Origin of the sequence: Rhodoferax sp. (assembly GCF_012927445.1) — a bacterium.
In the GTDB taxonomy this organism is placed as follows: domain Bacteria; phylum Pseudomonadota; class Gammaproteobacteria; order Burkholderiales; family Burkholderiaceae_C; genus Rhodoferax.
In genome coordinates this window covers 383700-398999 of sequence record NZ_JABBPD010000001.1, presented here as the reverse complement: position 1 = coordinate 398999, position 15300 = coordinate 383700, and the positions used below count along the sequence as shown (strand labels likewise).

Genomic DNA, 15300 nt, shown 5'->3' with positions numbered 1-15300 from the left:
TTGACATGACTGACCGCACTCAACTCTTGCAGACATTGGACGCGCTGCTGCAACCGGAACGTTTTCGTGACTACGGCCCGAATGGGTTGCAGGTGGAAGGTACCGCTAAGGTCCGGAAAATCGTTTCGGGTGTCACAGCCAGTCGGGCGCTGATTGAAGCCGCGATTGCGGCCCAAGCCGATACCATTTTTGTGCATCACGGTCTGTTTTGGCGCGGTCAGGACGGGCGTGTCACTGGCTGGATGAAGCAGCGCCTGACATTGCTGCTGGCGCACGACATCAACCTTTTTGCCTACCATCTGCCGCTGGACGCGCACCCTGAGCTGGGCAATAACGCCCAACTTGGTCTCCAGCTGGGCCTGACGGCGCGGGCCCGCTTTGGTGAACAGGATTTGGGTTTTCTGGGGGAACGGATGGCGTCTGCTGGTTTCGAGTCGGCAGACGCTCTCGCGCAGCACATAAAAATTCAGTTAAATCGACCTGTAACCCTCGTCTCTGCTTCGCATTATGCTATTAAAAAAATAGCGTGGTGCAGCGGTGGCGGACAAAGCTATTTTGAAGCCGCGATTGCCGCCGGGGCCGATGCCTTCATTACCGGCGAAATTTCCGAGCCGCAGGCGCATATTGCGCGTGAATGTGGCGTGGCTTATCTGGCCTGTGGCCATCACGCCAGCGAACGCTATGGCGCACCCGCCGTGGCCGCCCATGTGGCTGCGCAGTTTAGTCTGGCGCATGAGTTTATTGATATTGACAACCCGGCTTGAGAAGTCTTCAAGTCGGGGCTGAACTGGAGATCGGCACACCATGAAAAAACCTATTGCCATCACGCTCGGCGACCCCGCAGGCATTGGCCCCGAGATCATTGCCAAGGCCTTTCGGGACGCGCCCGATGTCACGCATTGCTGTTTTGTGGTCGGTGATGTGGCAACCTTGCGGCGAGCCGTCAAGGTCATCAGCGCCGGCCAGATCCCACTGCCTGTTGCCTTGATCGAGTCGCCGATCGAGGTGCTCAGTCTTCCTCCGCGCTGCCTGCCCGTGTTGCAGGTCGGCACGCTGGCGACCCCGGTCTTGCTGGGGCAGTTGAGCGCCAGCGCAGGAAGAATCGCCGCTGAATGTGTGGTCTGGGCGGCGCAAGCTGCGTTGCGCGGCGAGGTTGCGGCCGTGGTGACGGCACCGCTCAACAAGGAAGCGCTGGCGCTGGCTGGCGCACCCCATTCAAGCTACCCGGGCCACACAGAAATGCTGCAAGCACTGGCAGCGGCCCACGCGGGGAAGCCGCTGGCGGCTATGCCGGTGCGCATGATGCTGGCCAATGACGAATTGCGCGTCGTGCTGGTGAGCATTCATGTGTCCTTGCTCGAGGCTATTCAAGCGGTGACTTTTGACAACGTGCTGCAGACGCTGCGCATCACGCACGAGTCGCTGGCGGCGATTTTGGGCCGTGCGCCACGCATCGGGGTGGCAGGGCTGAATCCGCATGCCGGGGAGGGCGGATTGTTCGGTCGGGAAGAACTTGACATCATTGCGCCAGCCATGGCGATGGCCCGCTCACAGGGCATGCAGGTCAGTGGCCCGTTCGCCCCGGACACGGTGTTCATGCGGGCGCGCGCCAAAGACGGCCAGCCGGGTGAATTCGACGTTGTCGTGGCCATGTACCATGACCAGGGCCTAATTCCAGTGAAATACCTGGGGGTGGAAAAAGGCGTCAACGTCACGCTGGGCTTGCCGCTGGTGCGCACCAGTCCGGATCACGGTACCGCCTTTGACATTGCCGGCACAGGCCAGGCGGACGCGTCCAGTCTGATCGAAGCGATTCGCATGGCGCGGCAACTGAGCCAGTTAGCCGAAGTATAAAAAATAGCCGTGAACGCCCAACCGATGAGCGTTCACGGCCATTCAGTCTAGGGCGGCATTACTTTTTAAGGCTGTCCCGAATCTCGCGCAACAGCAATACATCCTCGGCTGTCGCGGCAGGTGGTGGTGGCGTGTTCTTCTTCAGCCGGTTGATTTGCTTGACCATCATGAAAATGATGAATGCCAAAATTGCAAAATTGACGGCAACGGTGATGAAGTTGCCATAGGCAAAAACCGGAACGCCTGCTTTTTTCAGGCCATCAAGTGTCATGACCGTGCCTGCCGGCGGCTGCGCCAGTGCGACATAGAGACTTGAAAAATCCAGTTTTCCAAAAATGGCGCCAACCACCGGCATGATCAGGTCGCCCACCACGGAATCCACGATTTTTCCGAACGCGCCACCAATGATCACGCCCACGGCGAGATCCATCACATTGCCTTTAACGGCAAACTCTTTGAATTCTTGCATCATGGCCATGTTTGAAACTCCTATTCAAATTAGATGAATGAAGTATTAACCAAAAGCGCAAAGATGAGCAAGCTTCCCGCGCAGTGTTGGCCGCAAACGGTCAGCTACAATCTAGCGTTAACCCCAGTAGCGATGTTTTCATTGAGGATACTCATGAGCGAAACCCTTGTCGACCAAAGTCAGATCGACGCCAATAAACGGACGTGGCTGATCGCGTCCAGCTGCGCTGGCGCAGTAGGCGGTATAGCCGCCGTTGTCCCCTTTATCAGTAGCTTTCAACCCTCGGAACGAGCCAAAGCGGCTGGCGCGGCGGTGGAAGCAGACATTTCTGCGCTCAAGCCGGGCGAAAAAATGACGGTAGAGTGGCGTGGCAAGCCGGTGTGGATCATGCGTCGCACGCCCGAGCAACTGGCCGCTTTGCCGACGTTGGATTCGCAATTGGCGGATCCAAAGTCCGAGCGCAAGCCAGCCGATCAAGCTCCTGAATATGCGCGCAACGCAACCCGCTCCATCAAGCCGGAATATTTGGTTGCCGTGGGTATTTGCACTCATTTGGGCTGTTCCCCTTCTGATAAGTTCAAGCCTGGTGCGCAGCCTTCTTTGCCGGATGACTGGCAGGGTGGCTTCTTTTGCCCTTGTCATGGTTCTACCTTTGATTTGGCTGGCCGGGTCTATAAAAACAAGCCTGCGCCGGACAATCTCGAGGTGCCGCCGCATATGTATATCTCCGACACCAAGCTGATCATTGGTGAAGACAAGAAAGCCTAAGGACGAACAACATGGCTGAATTCCACGAAATTTCCCCGAACGCCCCGGCAGGTGAAAAACTGCTTAATTGGGTCGATAACCGGTTTCCGGCGTCCAAGCTCTTCAAGGAGCACATGAGCGAGTATTACGCTCCGAAAAATTTTAATATTTGGTACGTATTTGGCTCGCTCTCCCTGTTGGTGCTGGTGATTCAAATCGTCACCGGCATTTTCCTTGTGATGCATTACAAGCCTGATGCCGCCTTGGCATTTGCTTCGGTTGAATACATCATGCGCGACGTGCCATGGGGCTGGTTGATTCGCTACATGCACTCCACTGGCGCGTCGGCGTTCTTTGTTGTGGTCTATCTTCACATGTTCCGTGGGTTGATGTACGGCAGTTACCGTAAACCCCGCGAGTTGATCTGGATTTTCGGTTGCGGTATTTTCCTTGCCTTGATGGCAGAAGCTTTCATGGGTTATCTGTTGCCTTGGGGGCAGATGAGTTACTGGGGCGCTCAGGTGATCGTCAACTTATTCTCGGCCATTCCCTTCATTGGTCCTGATCTGGCACTGCTGATTCGTGGCGACTTTGTGGTGGGTGATGCCACGTTGAACCGCTTTTTCAGCTTTCACGTGATCGCCGTGCCGTTGGTGCTGCTGGGTCTGGTTGTGGCACACATCATTGCTTTGCATGAAGTTGGCTCCAACAACCCGGACGGTGTCGAAATCAAGGGTCCCAACGCGCCGAAAGACGCCAAGGGCCATCCTCTGGATGGCATTCCTTTCCATCCTTACTACTCGGTGCATGATATCTTTGCGGTCAGCGTGTTCCTGATGGTGTTCACCGCCATTGTGTTCTTCGCGCCGGAAATGGGCGGCTACTTCCTTGAGTACAACAACTTCATTCCGGCCGATCCATTCCAAACGCCATTGCATATTGCACCGGTCTGGTATTTCACGCCCTTCTACTCGATGTTGCGTGCTGTCACGGGCGAAATGATGTACGCCCTGATTGCCTGCGTGCTGGGTGGTGCGGTGCTGGGTGTGTTGAAAAACAAGATGCCGAATTTGTTCAAGGGCATTATCTTGGGCGTCGCAGTCGTCGTGGTGGCCATGATGCTTGCCATTGATGCGAAATTCTGGGGCGTCGTTGCCATGGGCGGTGGTGTCGTGATTCTGTTCTTCCTGCCATGGCTGGATAACAGTGCGGTTAAATCGATCCGGTATCGGCCTGATTGGCACAAATATCTGTACGCGGTTTTCGTCATCGACTTCCTGGTGCTGGGCTACTTGGGTATGCAGCCTCCTTCGGCAATCGGTGGACGTGTGTCGCAAATTGGCACCCTGTTCTACTTCGGCTTTTTCCTGCTGATGCCTTGGTGGAGTCGCATTGGTAAATCCAAGCCAGTGCCGGATCGCGTTACTTTCACGGCGCATTGAACGGGAGAAATAATATGAAAACTTTAAGTTTCACTAAAAAAATCATTCTCGGTTTAATGATGACGCTCGGTGTAACGCTGGGTGCACAAGCCAATGTGGGGGCCTTGGTATGGGACAAGGCACCCAATAAGATGAATGACATGGCAGCCTTGCAAAATGGTGCCAAACTGTTTGTCAACTACTGTCTGAATTGTCATTCGGCGGCGTTCATGCGCTACAACCGTTTGCAAGACATCGGCTTGACCTCGGCTCAGATCAAAGACAACCTGTTGGCAACGAATACCAAGATTGGCGACACGATGAAGGCCGCCATTGATCCGCAGCAGGCGAAGGCCTGGTTCGGTGTCAATCCGCCAGACCTGACAGTGATCGCCCGTTCGCGTGCGGGTGCTGGCGGAACCGGTGCCGATTATCTGTACACCTACTTGCGTACTTTCTACAAAGACGAAACGAAGCCAACTGGCTGGAATAACATGGCGTTTCCGAATGCCGCCATGCCGCACGTCCTGTGGGAGCTTCAGGGTGATCGCCGCCCGGTGTATGAAGAAATCGAGCAGCATGGCGCTTTGGTGCATGTGCTCAAAGGCTGGGAACAAGTCAAGCCCGGCACCATGACCCCTCTCCAATATGATGAGTCCATCGGTGACTTGGTCAACTACTTGCAGTGGATGGGCGAGCCGATTCAAAGCACACGCGTTCGTGTCGGTATCTGGGTATTGCTGTTCTTGGGTGTATTCACTTTCTTCGCTTGGCGACTCAATGCCGCTTACTGGAAAGACGTCAAGTAAAGCAGATAAACGGCTCGGGTTTCGCTCAAAAGGCGTGGCTTGAGCTTCTCGGAGTGGGACGGCGTAAAGCATCCCACTCTTTTTGATTTTTAGGAGCTTCCGCCATGATGGTGTTGTATTCAGGTACTACCTGCCCGTTTTCCCACCGTTGCCGTTTTGTCCTGTTTGAAAAAGGCATGGACTTTGAAATTCGCGACGTGGATCTGTACAACAAGCCCGAAGACATCAATGTGATGAATCCGTACGGTCAGGTGCCGATCCTGGTCGAGCGTGATTTGATTTTGTACGAATCAAACATCATCAATGAATACATTGATGAACGCTTCCCTCATCCTCAGTTGATGCCCGGAGATCCCGTTGATCGCGCTCGTGTTCGCCTGTTCCTGCTCAATTTTGAGAAAGAACTGTTCGTGCATGTGTCGACTCTGGAGTCCCGCGCTGCCAAAAGCAACGAAAAGGTGCTGGAGAAAGCCCGTGCCCACATTCGTGACCGCTTGACGCAACTCGCACCTGTATTCCTGAAAAACAAGTACATGCTCGGCGACGGCTTTTCCATGCTCGATGTAGCCATCGCGCCCTTGCTGTGGCGCCTGGATTACTACGGTATTGATCTCAGTAAAAATGCGGCGCCTTTGCTTAAATATGCCGAGCGTATATTTTCGCGTCCGGCCTACATTGAAGCACTGACTCCTTCCGAGAAAGTGATGCGCAAATAAGCGCATTGCCTGCGACCGATGATTAACGCTCCAGAAGCTACTTCCACTCGTCCTTACCTGATTCGGGCTTTGTACGAGTGGTGTACTGACAACGGGTTTACGCCTTACCTTGCCGTCTCGGTGAACGACAGTGTGCAGGTTCCTCGTGAGTACGTGAAGGATGGTGAGATTGTGCTTAACATCAGTTTTGATGCCACGAGCTCGCTCCAACTGGGCAACGACTTTATTGAGTTCAAAGGCCGCTTCGCCGGCACGGCGCGGGACATCATGGTGCCTGTCAATCAAGTCATTGCTATTTATGCCCGCGAAAACGGACAGGGCATGGCGTTTCCTTTGGGTCCCCCGCATGGGGTTAACGCAACGGCATCGTCTTCGACCAATCTGGTGTCTGTGCGAGATGCTGCCGCGCCAGCCACACCGGAGATTAAAGCGGTCAAGTTAGCCAGCGTTGAATCGGAACGACGGACCAACGAGCCAGGCGATGAGCCGGATCCACCGCGCTCCCCATCGACGAGTCCGAGGCCCGCGCTGAAACGGGTGAAATAATTTAGTTTTTCTCAGGAAAGCTTGAAGAGTCCGCTAAAATAGAAAAAGTGCCGATTTAGCTCAGTTGGTAGAGCAACCGCCTTGTAAGCGGTAGGTCGTCAGTTCGAATCCGACAATCGGCACCATTTTTCTCAGTCAAACGCAACTCAACGATTGCGTGCAATTTGAACTTTCACTCGAATTGAGTTCACATCCCACCCCTTAGTCCGTAAGTGAGCTTCAAGCGCAGGCAGCAACTGACGGATTTTCGCGGCGGCCGCATTGTTGTCTAATACCAGGCACCATACGGGTCCTTCAATCGGACCGGCTTTAACGGCGGTTCGCAAAGTCCCGGGTATGAGGGATTCAATGGCTTTGAGTCGTGCAGCTGATTCACTGGCAAGTTCAATCAAACCTGCCAGCGTGGGGGAGTTTTGACTGGCCTGCAGCAGCGTGACTGAGTGTTGGCGGCGGTTCATAAGTGAGTTGTTGAGGGACCATCAGAATGCAATTGATTATCACGGATGCCTGGCTCGCTAAAAGCCGCGCCATTCAGCTTAGTGGCACCCGGCTGGTTTTGACCGCATTGCTCGCTTCATTTATCTTGATGCTGGTCGCCGCTGTTTTGTATCACTGGGTTTTTCTGAAGGGTGCGCGAGAAGGTTGGCCGGTGGTGGGTTCACTGGTCAAGCTGGTCGTCAAGGATGAATTTGATCAGCGCGATCGATTCATGCGGGAAAACCTTGATGTGCTGGCACGCAAGCTTGGAGAAATGCAAGCCAAAATGACGCAGCTTGAATCCTTGGGTGAACGTGTTTCGAGTTTGGCGGGTGTCAATCCCACCGAGATCAAGATGAAGCCCGGGCAAGGGGGTGTTCTGGTGTCGGGCCGCCCTCTGTCCGTTGAAGAGCTTCAAGCTACGCTGGCGGACCTTGATCGCCTCACAGATCAACGCACCGATTTGATGACGGTGATGGAGTCCCGACTGTTCGACCAAAAAATTCGAAACATGATGGTGCCGACACAGCAACCGGTAGCGGCAGGCAATCTGGGTTCCCTGTTTGGCTGGCGCATAGATCCGTTTACGGGACGGTCGGCACTGCACACGGGCCTTGATTTTCAGGCGGATTTTGGCACCTCCATATTGGCTGCTGCCGGTGGCATCGTGGTGACGCAGGAATTTCACCCGGCGTATGGCAACATGATTGAAATCGATCACGGCAATGACCTGATCACACGTTATGCCCATGCATCCAAAACGCTGGTTAAAAGAGGCGATTTGATCAAGCGGGGCCAGAAAATTGCCGAGGTGGGAACCACCGGTCGTTCCACTGGCGCGCATTTGCACTTTGAAGTGCTGGTGCAAGGGATTCCGCAAGATCCACAGAAGTTTTTGGCGGCTGGCCGCAATCTGCCATCACAGCGTTTGGCCAAGCTGGTGGCCCCGACTCATACAGTTCCGCTAGCCCAGACGGTGCCAGCTGAAAGCCGCTTGCCCGGTCAAAGGTAAAATCAAGCGTTTGGTTATCTCAGCGCGGCGTATTCCGTTCTAACGGTTGCATTTCGCGACAGTGACCCCATTTCATTCAGATTAGAAAAAAGGATTGCGCAGCTCTGTTGGCCCAAGTGGGTTGGCGAGTCCGTCTTGCATTCATGGCCACAAATATTCTTACCAAAATTTTCGGCAGTCGCAATGACCGCCTGCTCAAACAATATCGCTCCAGCGTGGTGCGCATCAATGCGATGGAAGCTGACTTTGAGAAGCTTTCTGATGACGAGTTGCGCGGCAAGACCGAGGCCTTCAAGGCGCGCATCGCCAATGGGGAGCCGCTGGACGCCTTGTTGCCGGAGGCCTTTGCCGTGGTGCGCGAGGGTTCCAAGCGCGTGATGAAAATGCGCCATTTCGATGTGCAGATGCTGGGTGGCATGTCGCTGCACAACGGCAAGATTTCAGAAATGGGCACAGGGGAAGGCAAAACACTCACGGCCACGTTGCCGGTCTACCTGAATGCCTTGACCGGCAAAGGCGTTCACGTGGTGACGGTGAATGACTATCTGGCCAATCGGGATGCGCAGTGGATGGGCAAGCTTTACAACTTCCTGGGCTTGTCGGTCGGTATCAATTTGCCGAACATGGCGCGCGAGGAAAAGCAGGCGGCTTACCAGAGCGACATTACCTACGGTACCAATAACGAATATGGCTTTGATTACCTGCGCGACAACATGGTCTACGAGGCCGGCGACCGTGTTCAGCGGGGTCTGAATTACGCCATTATTGACGAGGTCGATTCCATTCTGATTGATGAAGCGCGCACGCCCCTCATCATCAGCGGTCAGGCAGAAGACCACACCGACCTTTACCTGGCGATCAACAAAGTCGTTCCCTTGCTGCACCGGCAAGAGGGCGAAGAAGACCCGCGTACCGGCGAGGGCATCACCAAGCCGGGCGACTTTACGCTGGACGAAAAGAGTCATCAGGTCTTCCTGACCGAGCAGGGCCATGAGAGCGCCGAGCGCATTCTGTTCGACCTCGGACTGATTCCCGAGGGTGCCACGCTTTACGATCCGGCCAACATCACGCTGATGCATCATCTGTATGCGGCCTTGCGTGCCAACCACCTCTACCACCGTGACCAGCACTATGTGGTGCAGGACGGCGAGATCGTGATCGTGGATGAGTTCACCGGTCGCTTGATGTCGGGTCGTCGTTGGAGCGAGGGCTTGCATCAGGCCGTGGAAGCCAAAGAAGGCGTGACCATTCAGCCTGAAAACCAGACGATGGCGTCGATCACCTTCCAGAACTATTTCCGTCTGTATGGCAAGTTGGCCGGCATGACCGGGACGGCAGATACCGAAGCCTATGAGTTCCAGGAAATTTACGGACTTGAAACGCTGGTGATGCCACCTAACCGCCCCAGCAAGCGTGATGACCAGCTGGATCGCGTTTACAAGACAACGCGTGAAAAATACGAAGCCGCCATCAAGGATATCCGGGAGTGCTATGAGCGCGGCCAGCCCGTGCTGGTTGGCACCACTTCCATCGAGAACTCGGAAATCATTGCGCAGTTGCTGGAAAAAGAGAAGCTGCCCCACCAAGTGCTGAATGCCAAACAGCATGCGCGTGAAGCCGATATCGTGGCTCAGGCAGGTCGTCCCAAAATGATCACCATTGCCACCAACATGGCGGGTCGTGGAACCGATATTGTGCTAGGCGGCAACATCAGCCAAGCGGTGGAGGCGGTGGAGGCGGATGAATCGCTGGACGCTGCGCAGAAGCAAAAACAGATCGAGGCAATCCGTGCGGAGTGGGCGCTCGTCCATGAGCAGGTCAATGCACTGGGTGGTTTGCGCATTATTGCCACTGAGCGGCACGAGTCACGCCGGATTGACAACCAGTTGCGTGGTCGCTCCGGCCGGCAGGGCGATCCTGGCTCATCGCGTTTCTACTTGAGTCTGGATGACTCCCTGATGCGTATTTTTGCCGGTGACCGGGTCAAGGCCATCATGGACCGGCTCAAAATGCCCGATGGCGAAGCCATTGAAGCGGGTATCGTGACACGCAGCATCGAAAGCGCCCAGCGCAAAGTCGAAGCCCGCAATTTCGACATGCGCAAGCAGTTGCTCGAATATGACGATGTGTCCAATGACCAGCGCAAGGTGATTTACCAGCAGCGCAACGAAATTCTGGATGCCAAGGACCTGTCGGCCCAGATTACGTCCTTGCGTGAAGGTTGTTTCACTGATCTGGTGCGGGAATACGTGCCTGCCGAATCGGTTGAAGAACAGTGGAATATCGCAACGTTGGAGCGAGTTTTGTCCGACGAATGGCAGGTAACGTTGCCCCTGCAGCAGCAGGTGAGTGAGGCCAGTGCCATTACAGATGCTGATCTGCTGGAGGCAGTACGCAACGAAGCCAACAAGGCATTTGCAGCCAAGGTGGCGCAGGTTGGCGGTGAAAATTTCACCCAGTTTGAACGCATGGTCCTGTTGCAGAGCATTGACACGCATTGGCGGGAACACCTGAGTGCGCTGGATTATTTACGCCAAGGCATTCATTTGCGGGGCTATGCCCAGAAACAACCGAAACAGGAATACAAGCGGGAAGCTTTTGAGCTGTTCGGCCAGTTGCTGGACTCGGTGAAGAACGATGTCACCAAGGTCCTCATGACCGTCAAGATTCAATCCAACGAGCAGTTGGAGCAGGTCGCCGAAGAGATGGAAAATCGTGCTGAAAGCATTTCCAACGTCACCTATACGGCGCCCACCGAAACGGGCGAGGTTGAAACAATCGTTGATGCCGAAACGGTGAACAAAAGATCGCTTGCCATGGGGGCCGCCGTGCCGCGTGTGGGGCGCAATGAACTCTGTCCTTGTGGCAGTGGCAATAAATACAAGCACTGCCACGGCAAGCTGGCTTAAAGTAAACAGTCGCTGAGCAATCGGGTCTTGGATTATTTCCAAGGCCCGATTGTTTTTTGGCAGGATGACTTTTTGGATAATCCGTTATTTTCTAAAGGAAAAAAATGTCCGTTAACTTAGCCGCTCCCAACCCGGCAGAACTGTATCCCGTCACCGGTGTCCGCATCGGCGTGACCGAGGCCGGTGTGCGCAAGGCCAACCGCAAAGACCTGACAGTCGTCTTGATCGACCAGGGGGCTTCGGTGGCGGGGGTCTTCACCCAGAATCGTTTTTGTGCGGCGCCGGTGCAGATATGCCGGGCGCATCTCGCCAGTAGCGCGGGTATCCGGGCCATGCTCATCAATACCGGCAATGCCAATGCCGGAACCGGCGAAGACGGGCGGGTCCGCGCCCTCAGCACCTGTGTGGCGCTCGCCTACAAGCTTGAGATCTCACCCGACCAGGTGCTGCCGTTTTCCACTGGCGTCATCATGGAGTCCTTGCCCGTTGAGCGGATCGAAGCCGGGCTGGACGCTGCATTAGCGGATGCCCGTGAAGACAATTGGTTGCGTGCCGCTGAAGGCATCATGACCACGGACACGGTGCCCAAGGCCTTTGGTGCGCAAGTGATGATTGGCGGTGCCCTGGTGAGCATCACGGGCATCAGCAAGGGCGCTGGCATGATTCGGCCCAATATGGCGACCATGCTGGGCTTCATGGCCACCGACGCCTGTGTCAGCCAAGCGCTGATGCATCAACTGGCGACGGAACTGGCCGAGGGCTCCTTCAACCGGGTGACGGTGGATGGTGACACCTCCACCAATGACTCGTTCGTCGTCATTGCCACCAACAAGGCGGCGCATGCGTCGATTGATTCGCTGGACAGTGCCGAGGGAGGCGCACTCAAGGCCGCCATGCTGGAAGTTGCGCGAAAACTGGCGCAAGCCATCGTGCGTGATGGGGAGGGTGCTACAAAATTTATAGCAATCAAAGTCGAAGGTGGCAAAACACAGGCCGAGTGCCGCCAGGTGGCCTATGCCATTGCCCATTCACCGCTGGTGAAGACTGCCTTTTTTGCCAGCGACCCGAATCTGGGTCGCATCCTGGCCGCGGTCGGTTATGCCGGCATCAGCGATCTGGATCAGACCGGCATTGATTTGTACCTGGATGACGTTCATGTGGCGGTGCAGGGCGGTCGCAATCCGCTGTACCGTGAAGAAGATGGCCAGCGGGTCATGCAACAAAGCGAAATCACGGTGCGGGTGGTGCTGGGGCGCGGCGATGCGCAGGACACAGTCTGGACTTGTGACCTCAGCCATGACTACGTCACGATCAATGCGGACTACCGCTCATGAACGAGAAATTCGAACATCTGCTGCTGCGCGCTGAGCAACTCATCAGCCGCATTGAATCGGTGCTGCCACAACCGCTCTCGCAGCCTGACTGGACCGCCTCCGTCGCCTACCGCTATCGCAAACGGAGTTCAGGTCATGGCGCGCTGGAGCCCGTCCGTCATGTTGGGGCCATGCGTTTGTCGGACTTGAAAGAAATTGAGCCTCAAAAAGAGAAGATTCAGATCAACACCCTGCAGTTTGTCAACGGGAAACCGGCCAACAACGTGCTGCTGACCGGTGCCCGCGGTACCGGCAAGTCGTCGCTGATCAAAGCCTGTCTGCATGAATATGCCGAGCGCGGTTTGCGGCTGATTGAAGTCGATAAAGCGGATTTGACCGACCTGCCCGATATTGTGGACGTGGTGTCGGAACGGCCCGAAAAATTCATTGTGTTCTGCGATGACCTGAGCTTTGAAGACGGTGAGCCAGGCTACAAAGCGCTCAAGTCCATTCTCGATGGTTCGGTTGCCGCCACCACGCCAAACGTGTTGATTTACGCCACCAGCAACCGGCGACATCTGTTACCGGAGTACATGAAGGAAAACCTCAGCTACACGCATACCGATGACGGTGAGGTGCATCCTGGCGAAGTGGTGGAGGAGAAAATTTCCCTGTCCGAGCGCTTTGGTTTGTGGGTCAGCTTTTACCCCTTCACCCAGAATGAGTACCTCATCATCGTGGCGCAATGGCTGTGCTCTTTTGGCGTGGCGCCTGCCGCCATTGACGCCGCGCGCGCGGAAGCTCTGGTCTGGGCCTTGGAGCGGGGATCCCGCAGCGGCCGGGTGGCCTACCAGTTTGCACGCGACTATGCGGGCAAACACGCGACGAGCGCATGAGCCCCCCCCTCTTGGTGGCGGACGCCGCGCTGCCGCGTGAAGGCGGCACAGACCGTGCCGTGGTCGAGGTCGCGGTAGGTGTGCTGATTCGACCGGACGGTGACTTCCTGCTGACTTCACGACCGGCGGGGAAGGTCTACGAAGGCTACTGGGAATTTCCGGGTGGCAAGCTGGAGGTTGGTGAAACAGTGGCGCAGGCCTTGCAGCGGGAACTGCATGAGGAGCTGGGGATCACCATCGGCCCGGCTGCGCTTTGGAAAGTTGAACTGGTGGACTATCCCCATGCGCTGGTGCGCTTGAGTTTTTGCAAGGTCTTCAGTTGGTCCGGTGACCTGCAGATGCGGGAGGCCCAGTCGTTTGCCTGGCAGCGCCTTCCGGTGCAGGTGATGCCGGTGCTACCGGGCACCGTGCCGGTGCTTCAATGGCTGGCAGAGGAACGGGGTTTTCAGGGTGCTACTTATTTAGTAGCTGCTTAGGCATATCAGTCGGGGGCTAGAGCCTGACTTTATATAAATTTTGGGCTACTGCTCGTCGTTGGTCAGTTGATCTTCTGGCAGGCCGTTCGTTGGCATGCGGAAGTTTTCAGTAGCCCAGGCGCCAAAATCAATATTTTGGCAACGTTCGCTGCAAAACGGGCGGAACGGGTTGGAGGGCGCGTAAACACTGTCGCCACCACAGGTGGGGCAGCGCACCAGTTTAGGTTGACCTGGAGCGGTCTTGTTGTCAGGTTTCATGAGCACAGGGCCAGTTCAAAAGCGGCGTCTTCAAGGCAGGCATGGAGTCTGTCGTCATCCCCGTGGCGCATGAGCCGAATCGACACCATGAGGCGGTTACCACTGATTTCTGGAATCAAGCCCAGTGACGAATCCAACGCCAGACGCAAGAGCTGAAAGGTTCTGCCTTGGGGCAGATTTTGCTGAAATACCCCCGCGTTGGCAATCACCTTTTGCGGTGCGCCGGAATCTCGCAGCAACTTGAGCAAGACATGAATTGAATCAGAAAGAGGTGCCAGGGTGGAAATCCAGCGCTGCAGATCGGTTCTGCGCTGGTCGCCGGTTTTGTGTTGCCACGCATAGTAAGCCGGCAGGTCAAATTCGCAGGTGCCGCCCGGAATTCCGACGCGGCTTCGGATGCTCATCAGCCAGTCATTCTCGGTCAGCGATTGACCCGCTTTACCCGGCAGACTGTTCAAGGCCTGGAAGCAGCTGGCCAGCTGGCCGATCACCTCATCCAGAACACTTTCAGCGATGGCGGGGTTGCCCCGGTAGCTGTCAAGAATATGTTTTTGCTTGTCCAGGTCTTTGAGCACATCGGACTTGAGGTCGGCACGGGCCCCCACATCCATGATCTCGAAGAGCGTGGTGAGCGCATAGTGGTGATCCAGTGCGGGTTCACGCGAGACAAGTTCTGTCAGGCGAAGAAACAAGTGTTCCAAGCGCAAATAGGTGCGGATTCGCTCGTTAAAGGGGTATTCGTAAAGGATCAAACTTATTTCTTCGGTAGGCCGGATGCTACTTGGATGATAGCCCGAAGCGATGTGAAATTTGACGCACTTCGTCAGCGAGAGACTCAAGTGTTACATCGACATTAAAAATAACCGTGTCGGCCGCGCCTAAGCGCTGTTCACGCCCCGCTTGGGATGAAATGATTTTTTCGATGACCTTGCGCGTCAACTGGCTGCGCGCCATCACCCGGCTAACCTGAACTTCGGGTGTGCAATCCACCACCAGGACATGATCTACCTTTTGGCGCCAAGTGGGAGACTCAACCAGCAGGGGAATATCAAAAACGATGCAAGCTCGCCCATCGCTTGCGGCGATTAAGGCTTGGCTTTGTGTTTCCCTTGCCACCAAAGGGTGAATGATGGATTCCAGTCGTTTGCGGGCCGTTGGGTCGGCGTAGGCGAGCGCCCGCATTTTGTCCCGGTCCAGTGCGCCAGCCGAAGTGATGAAGTCCTGGCCAAACGTGTCAGCAATCATGGGCATGGCCAGACCGTTGGGGGCGGTCAGTTCACGGGCAATGGCATCGGCATCCACCACGGCGGCCCCCCGTGCCGCGAGGAGACTGGCCACGGTACTCTTGCCGCTGCCAATGCCACCGGTCAGGCCAAGCCGGACAACGGGCGCCACGG

Annotated in this window: 17 protein-coding genes and 1 tRNA gene; 13 read left to right on the top strand and 5 right to left on the bottom strand. The window is 55.8% G+C overall.

Going from position 1 to position 15300, the window contains the following annotated elements; all coding sequences use genetic code 11:
• Window positions 1–5: 5 nt before the first annotated feature.
• On the top strand, window positions 6–764 hold the full coding sequence (locus HHJ17_RS01790; protein WP_296500477.1) for a Nif3-like dinuclear metal center hexameric protein: 759 nt from the start codon (window positions 6–8) through the stop codon (window positions 762–764).
• A 40-nt stretch (window positions 765–804) separates the two neighbouring features.
• Complete coding sequence (gene pdxA, locus HHJ17_RS01785) at window positions 805–1854, top strand: 4-hydroxythreonine-4-phosphate dehydrogenase PdxA (RefSeq protein WP_296500475.1); 1050 nt, start codon at window positions 805–807, stop codon at window positions 1852–1854.
• Window positions 1855–1912: 58 nt separating this feature from the next.
• On the opposite strand, the gene mscL is transcribed toward pdxA, so the two are convergent.
• Window positions 1913–2332 (bottom strand): large conductance mechanosensitive channel protein MscL, encoded by a 420-nt coding sequence (mscL, locus tag HHJ17_RS01780; protein ID WP_296500474.1) that lies wholly within the window; start codon window positions 2330–2332, stop codon window positions 1913–1915.
• A gap of 144 nt (window positions 2333–2476) precedes the next feature.
• On the opposite strand from mscL, the gene petA reads away from it, so the two are divergent.
• The 6 genes from petA (at window position 2477) to HHJ17_RS01750 (ending at window position 6687) form a co-directional block, all read left to right on the top strand.
• On the top strand, window positions 2477–3091 hold the full coding sequence (gene petA / locus HHJ17_RS01775; protein ID WP_296500634.1) for a ubiquinol-cytochrome c reductase iron-sulfur subunit: 615 nt from the start codon (window positions 2477–2479) through the stop codon (window positions 3089–3091).
• Between the two features lie 11 nt (window positions 3092–3102).
• The gene (locus HHJ17_RS01770; protein WP_296500472.1) at window positions 3103–4512 is read left to right on the top strand and encodes a cytochrome bc complex cytochrome b subunit; all 1410 of its coding nucleotides are present in this window, start codon (window positions 3103–3105) and stop codon (window positions 4510–4512) included.
• 14 nt (window positions 4513–4526) lie between these two features.
• On the top strand, window positions 4527–5300 hold the full coding sequence (locus tag HHJ17_RS01765; protein ID WP_296500471.1) for a cytochrome c1: 774 nt from the start codon (window positions 4527–4529) through the stop codon (window positions 5298–5300).
• 104 nt (window positions 5301–5404) lie between these two features.
• Window positions 5405–6016, top strand: coding sequence for a glutathione S-transferase N-terminal domain-containing protein (locus tag HHJ17_RS01760; protein WP_114968986.1), 612 nt, complete (start codon window positions 5405–5407; stop codon window positions 6014–6016).
• Between the two features lie 18 nt (window positions 6017–6034).
• A complete protein-coding gene (locus HHJ17_RS01755; RefSeq protein WP_296500469.1) occupies window positions 6035–6562 on the top strand; it encodes a ClpXP protease specificity-enhancing factor in 528 nt (175 codons plus the stop codon).
• Between the two features lie 49 nt (window positions 6563–6611).
• A tRNA-Thr gene (locus HHJ17_RS01750) sits at window positions 6612–6687 on the top strand.
• Between the two features lie 21 nt (window positions 6688–6708).
• On the opposite strand, the gene HHJ17_RS01745 is transcribed toward HHJ17_RS01750, so the two are convergent.
• Window positions 6709–7020, bottom strand: coding sequence for a hypothetical protein (locus HHJ17_RS01745; protein ID WP_296500468.1), 312 nt, complete (start codon window positions 7018–7020; stop codon window positions 6709–6711).
• Window positions 7021–7046: 26 nt separating this feature from the next.
• On the opposite strand from HHJ17_RS01745, the gene HHJ17_RS01740 reads away from it, so the two are divergent.
• The 5 genes from HHJ17_RS01740 to HHJ17_RS01720 all read left to right on the top strand — a co-directional run bounded on the left by HHJ17_RS01740 (window position 7047) and on the right by HHJ17_RS01720 (window position 13645).
• Entirely contained in the window at window positions 7047–8051 is a 1005-nt protein-coding gene (locus tag HHJ17_RS01740) for a M23 family metallopeptidase (RefSeq protein ID WP_296500467.1), read from the top strand.
• A 143-nt stretch (window positions 8052–8194) separates the two neighbouring features.
• Window positions 8195–10960, top strand: coding sequence for a preprotein translocase subunit SecA (secA, locus tag HHJ17_RS01735; protein WP_296500464.1), 2766 nt, complete (start codon window positions 8195–8197; stop codon window positions 10958–10960).
• Between the two features lie 104 nt (window positions 10961–11064).
• Window positions 11065–12294 carry a bifunctional glutamate N-acetyltransferase/amino-acid acetyltransferase ArgJ gene (gene argJ, locus HHJ17_RS01730; RefSeq protein WP_296500462.1) on the top strand — a complete coding sequence of 410 codons (1230 nt, stop codon included), beginning with the start codon at window positions 11065–11067 and terminating at the stop codon, window positions 12292–12294.
• Window positions 12291–13169, top strand: coding sequence for an ATP-binding protein (locus tag HHJ17_RS01725; RefSeq protein ID WP_296500460.1), 879 nt, complete (start codon window positions 12291–12293; stop codon window positions 13167–13169). The genes argJ and HHJ17_RS01725 overlap by 4 nt, the downstream gene beginning before the upstream one ends.
• Complete coding sequence (locus HHJ17_RS01720; RefSeq protein WP_296500459.1) at window positions 13166–13645, top strand: NUDIX domain-containing protein; 480 nt, start codon at window positions 13166–13168, stop codon at window positions 13643–13645. Before HHJ17_RS01725 ends, HHJ17_RS01720 begins: the two co-directional genes overlap by 4 nt.
• Window positions 13646–13690: 45 nt before the next feature.
• Here HHJ17_RS01720 and HHJ17_RS01715 read toward each other — a convergent pair whose 3' ends face one another.
• Genes HHJ17_RS01715 through coaE form a run of 3 tightly spaced genes read right to left on the bottom strand, consistent with a single transcriptional unit; the run spans window position 13691 to window position 15298 of the window.
• Window positions 13691–13903, bottom strand: coding sequence for a DNA gyrase inhibitor YacG (locus HHJ17_RS01715; RefSeq protein WP_296500458.1), 213 nt, complete (start codon window positions 13901–13903; stop codon window positions 13691–13693).
• Entirely contained in the window at window positions 13900–14655 is a 756-nt protein-coding gene (gene zapD / locus HHJ17_RS01710; RefSeq protein WP_296500456.1) for a cell division protein ZapD, read from the bottom strand. The genes HHJ17_RS01715 and zapD overlap by 4 nt, the downstream gene beginning before the upstream one ends.
• Window positions 14656–14680: 25 nt before the next feature.
• Window positions 14681–15298 (bottom strand): dephospho-CoA kinase, encoded by a 618-nt coding sequence (gene coaE, locus HHJ17_RS01705; RefSeq protein ID WP_296500454.1) that lies wholly within the window; start codon window positions 15296–15298, stop codon window positions 14681–14683.
• Window positions 15299–15300: the final 2 nt, after the last annotated feature.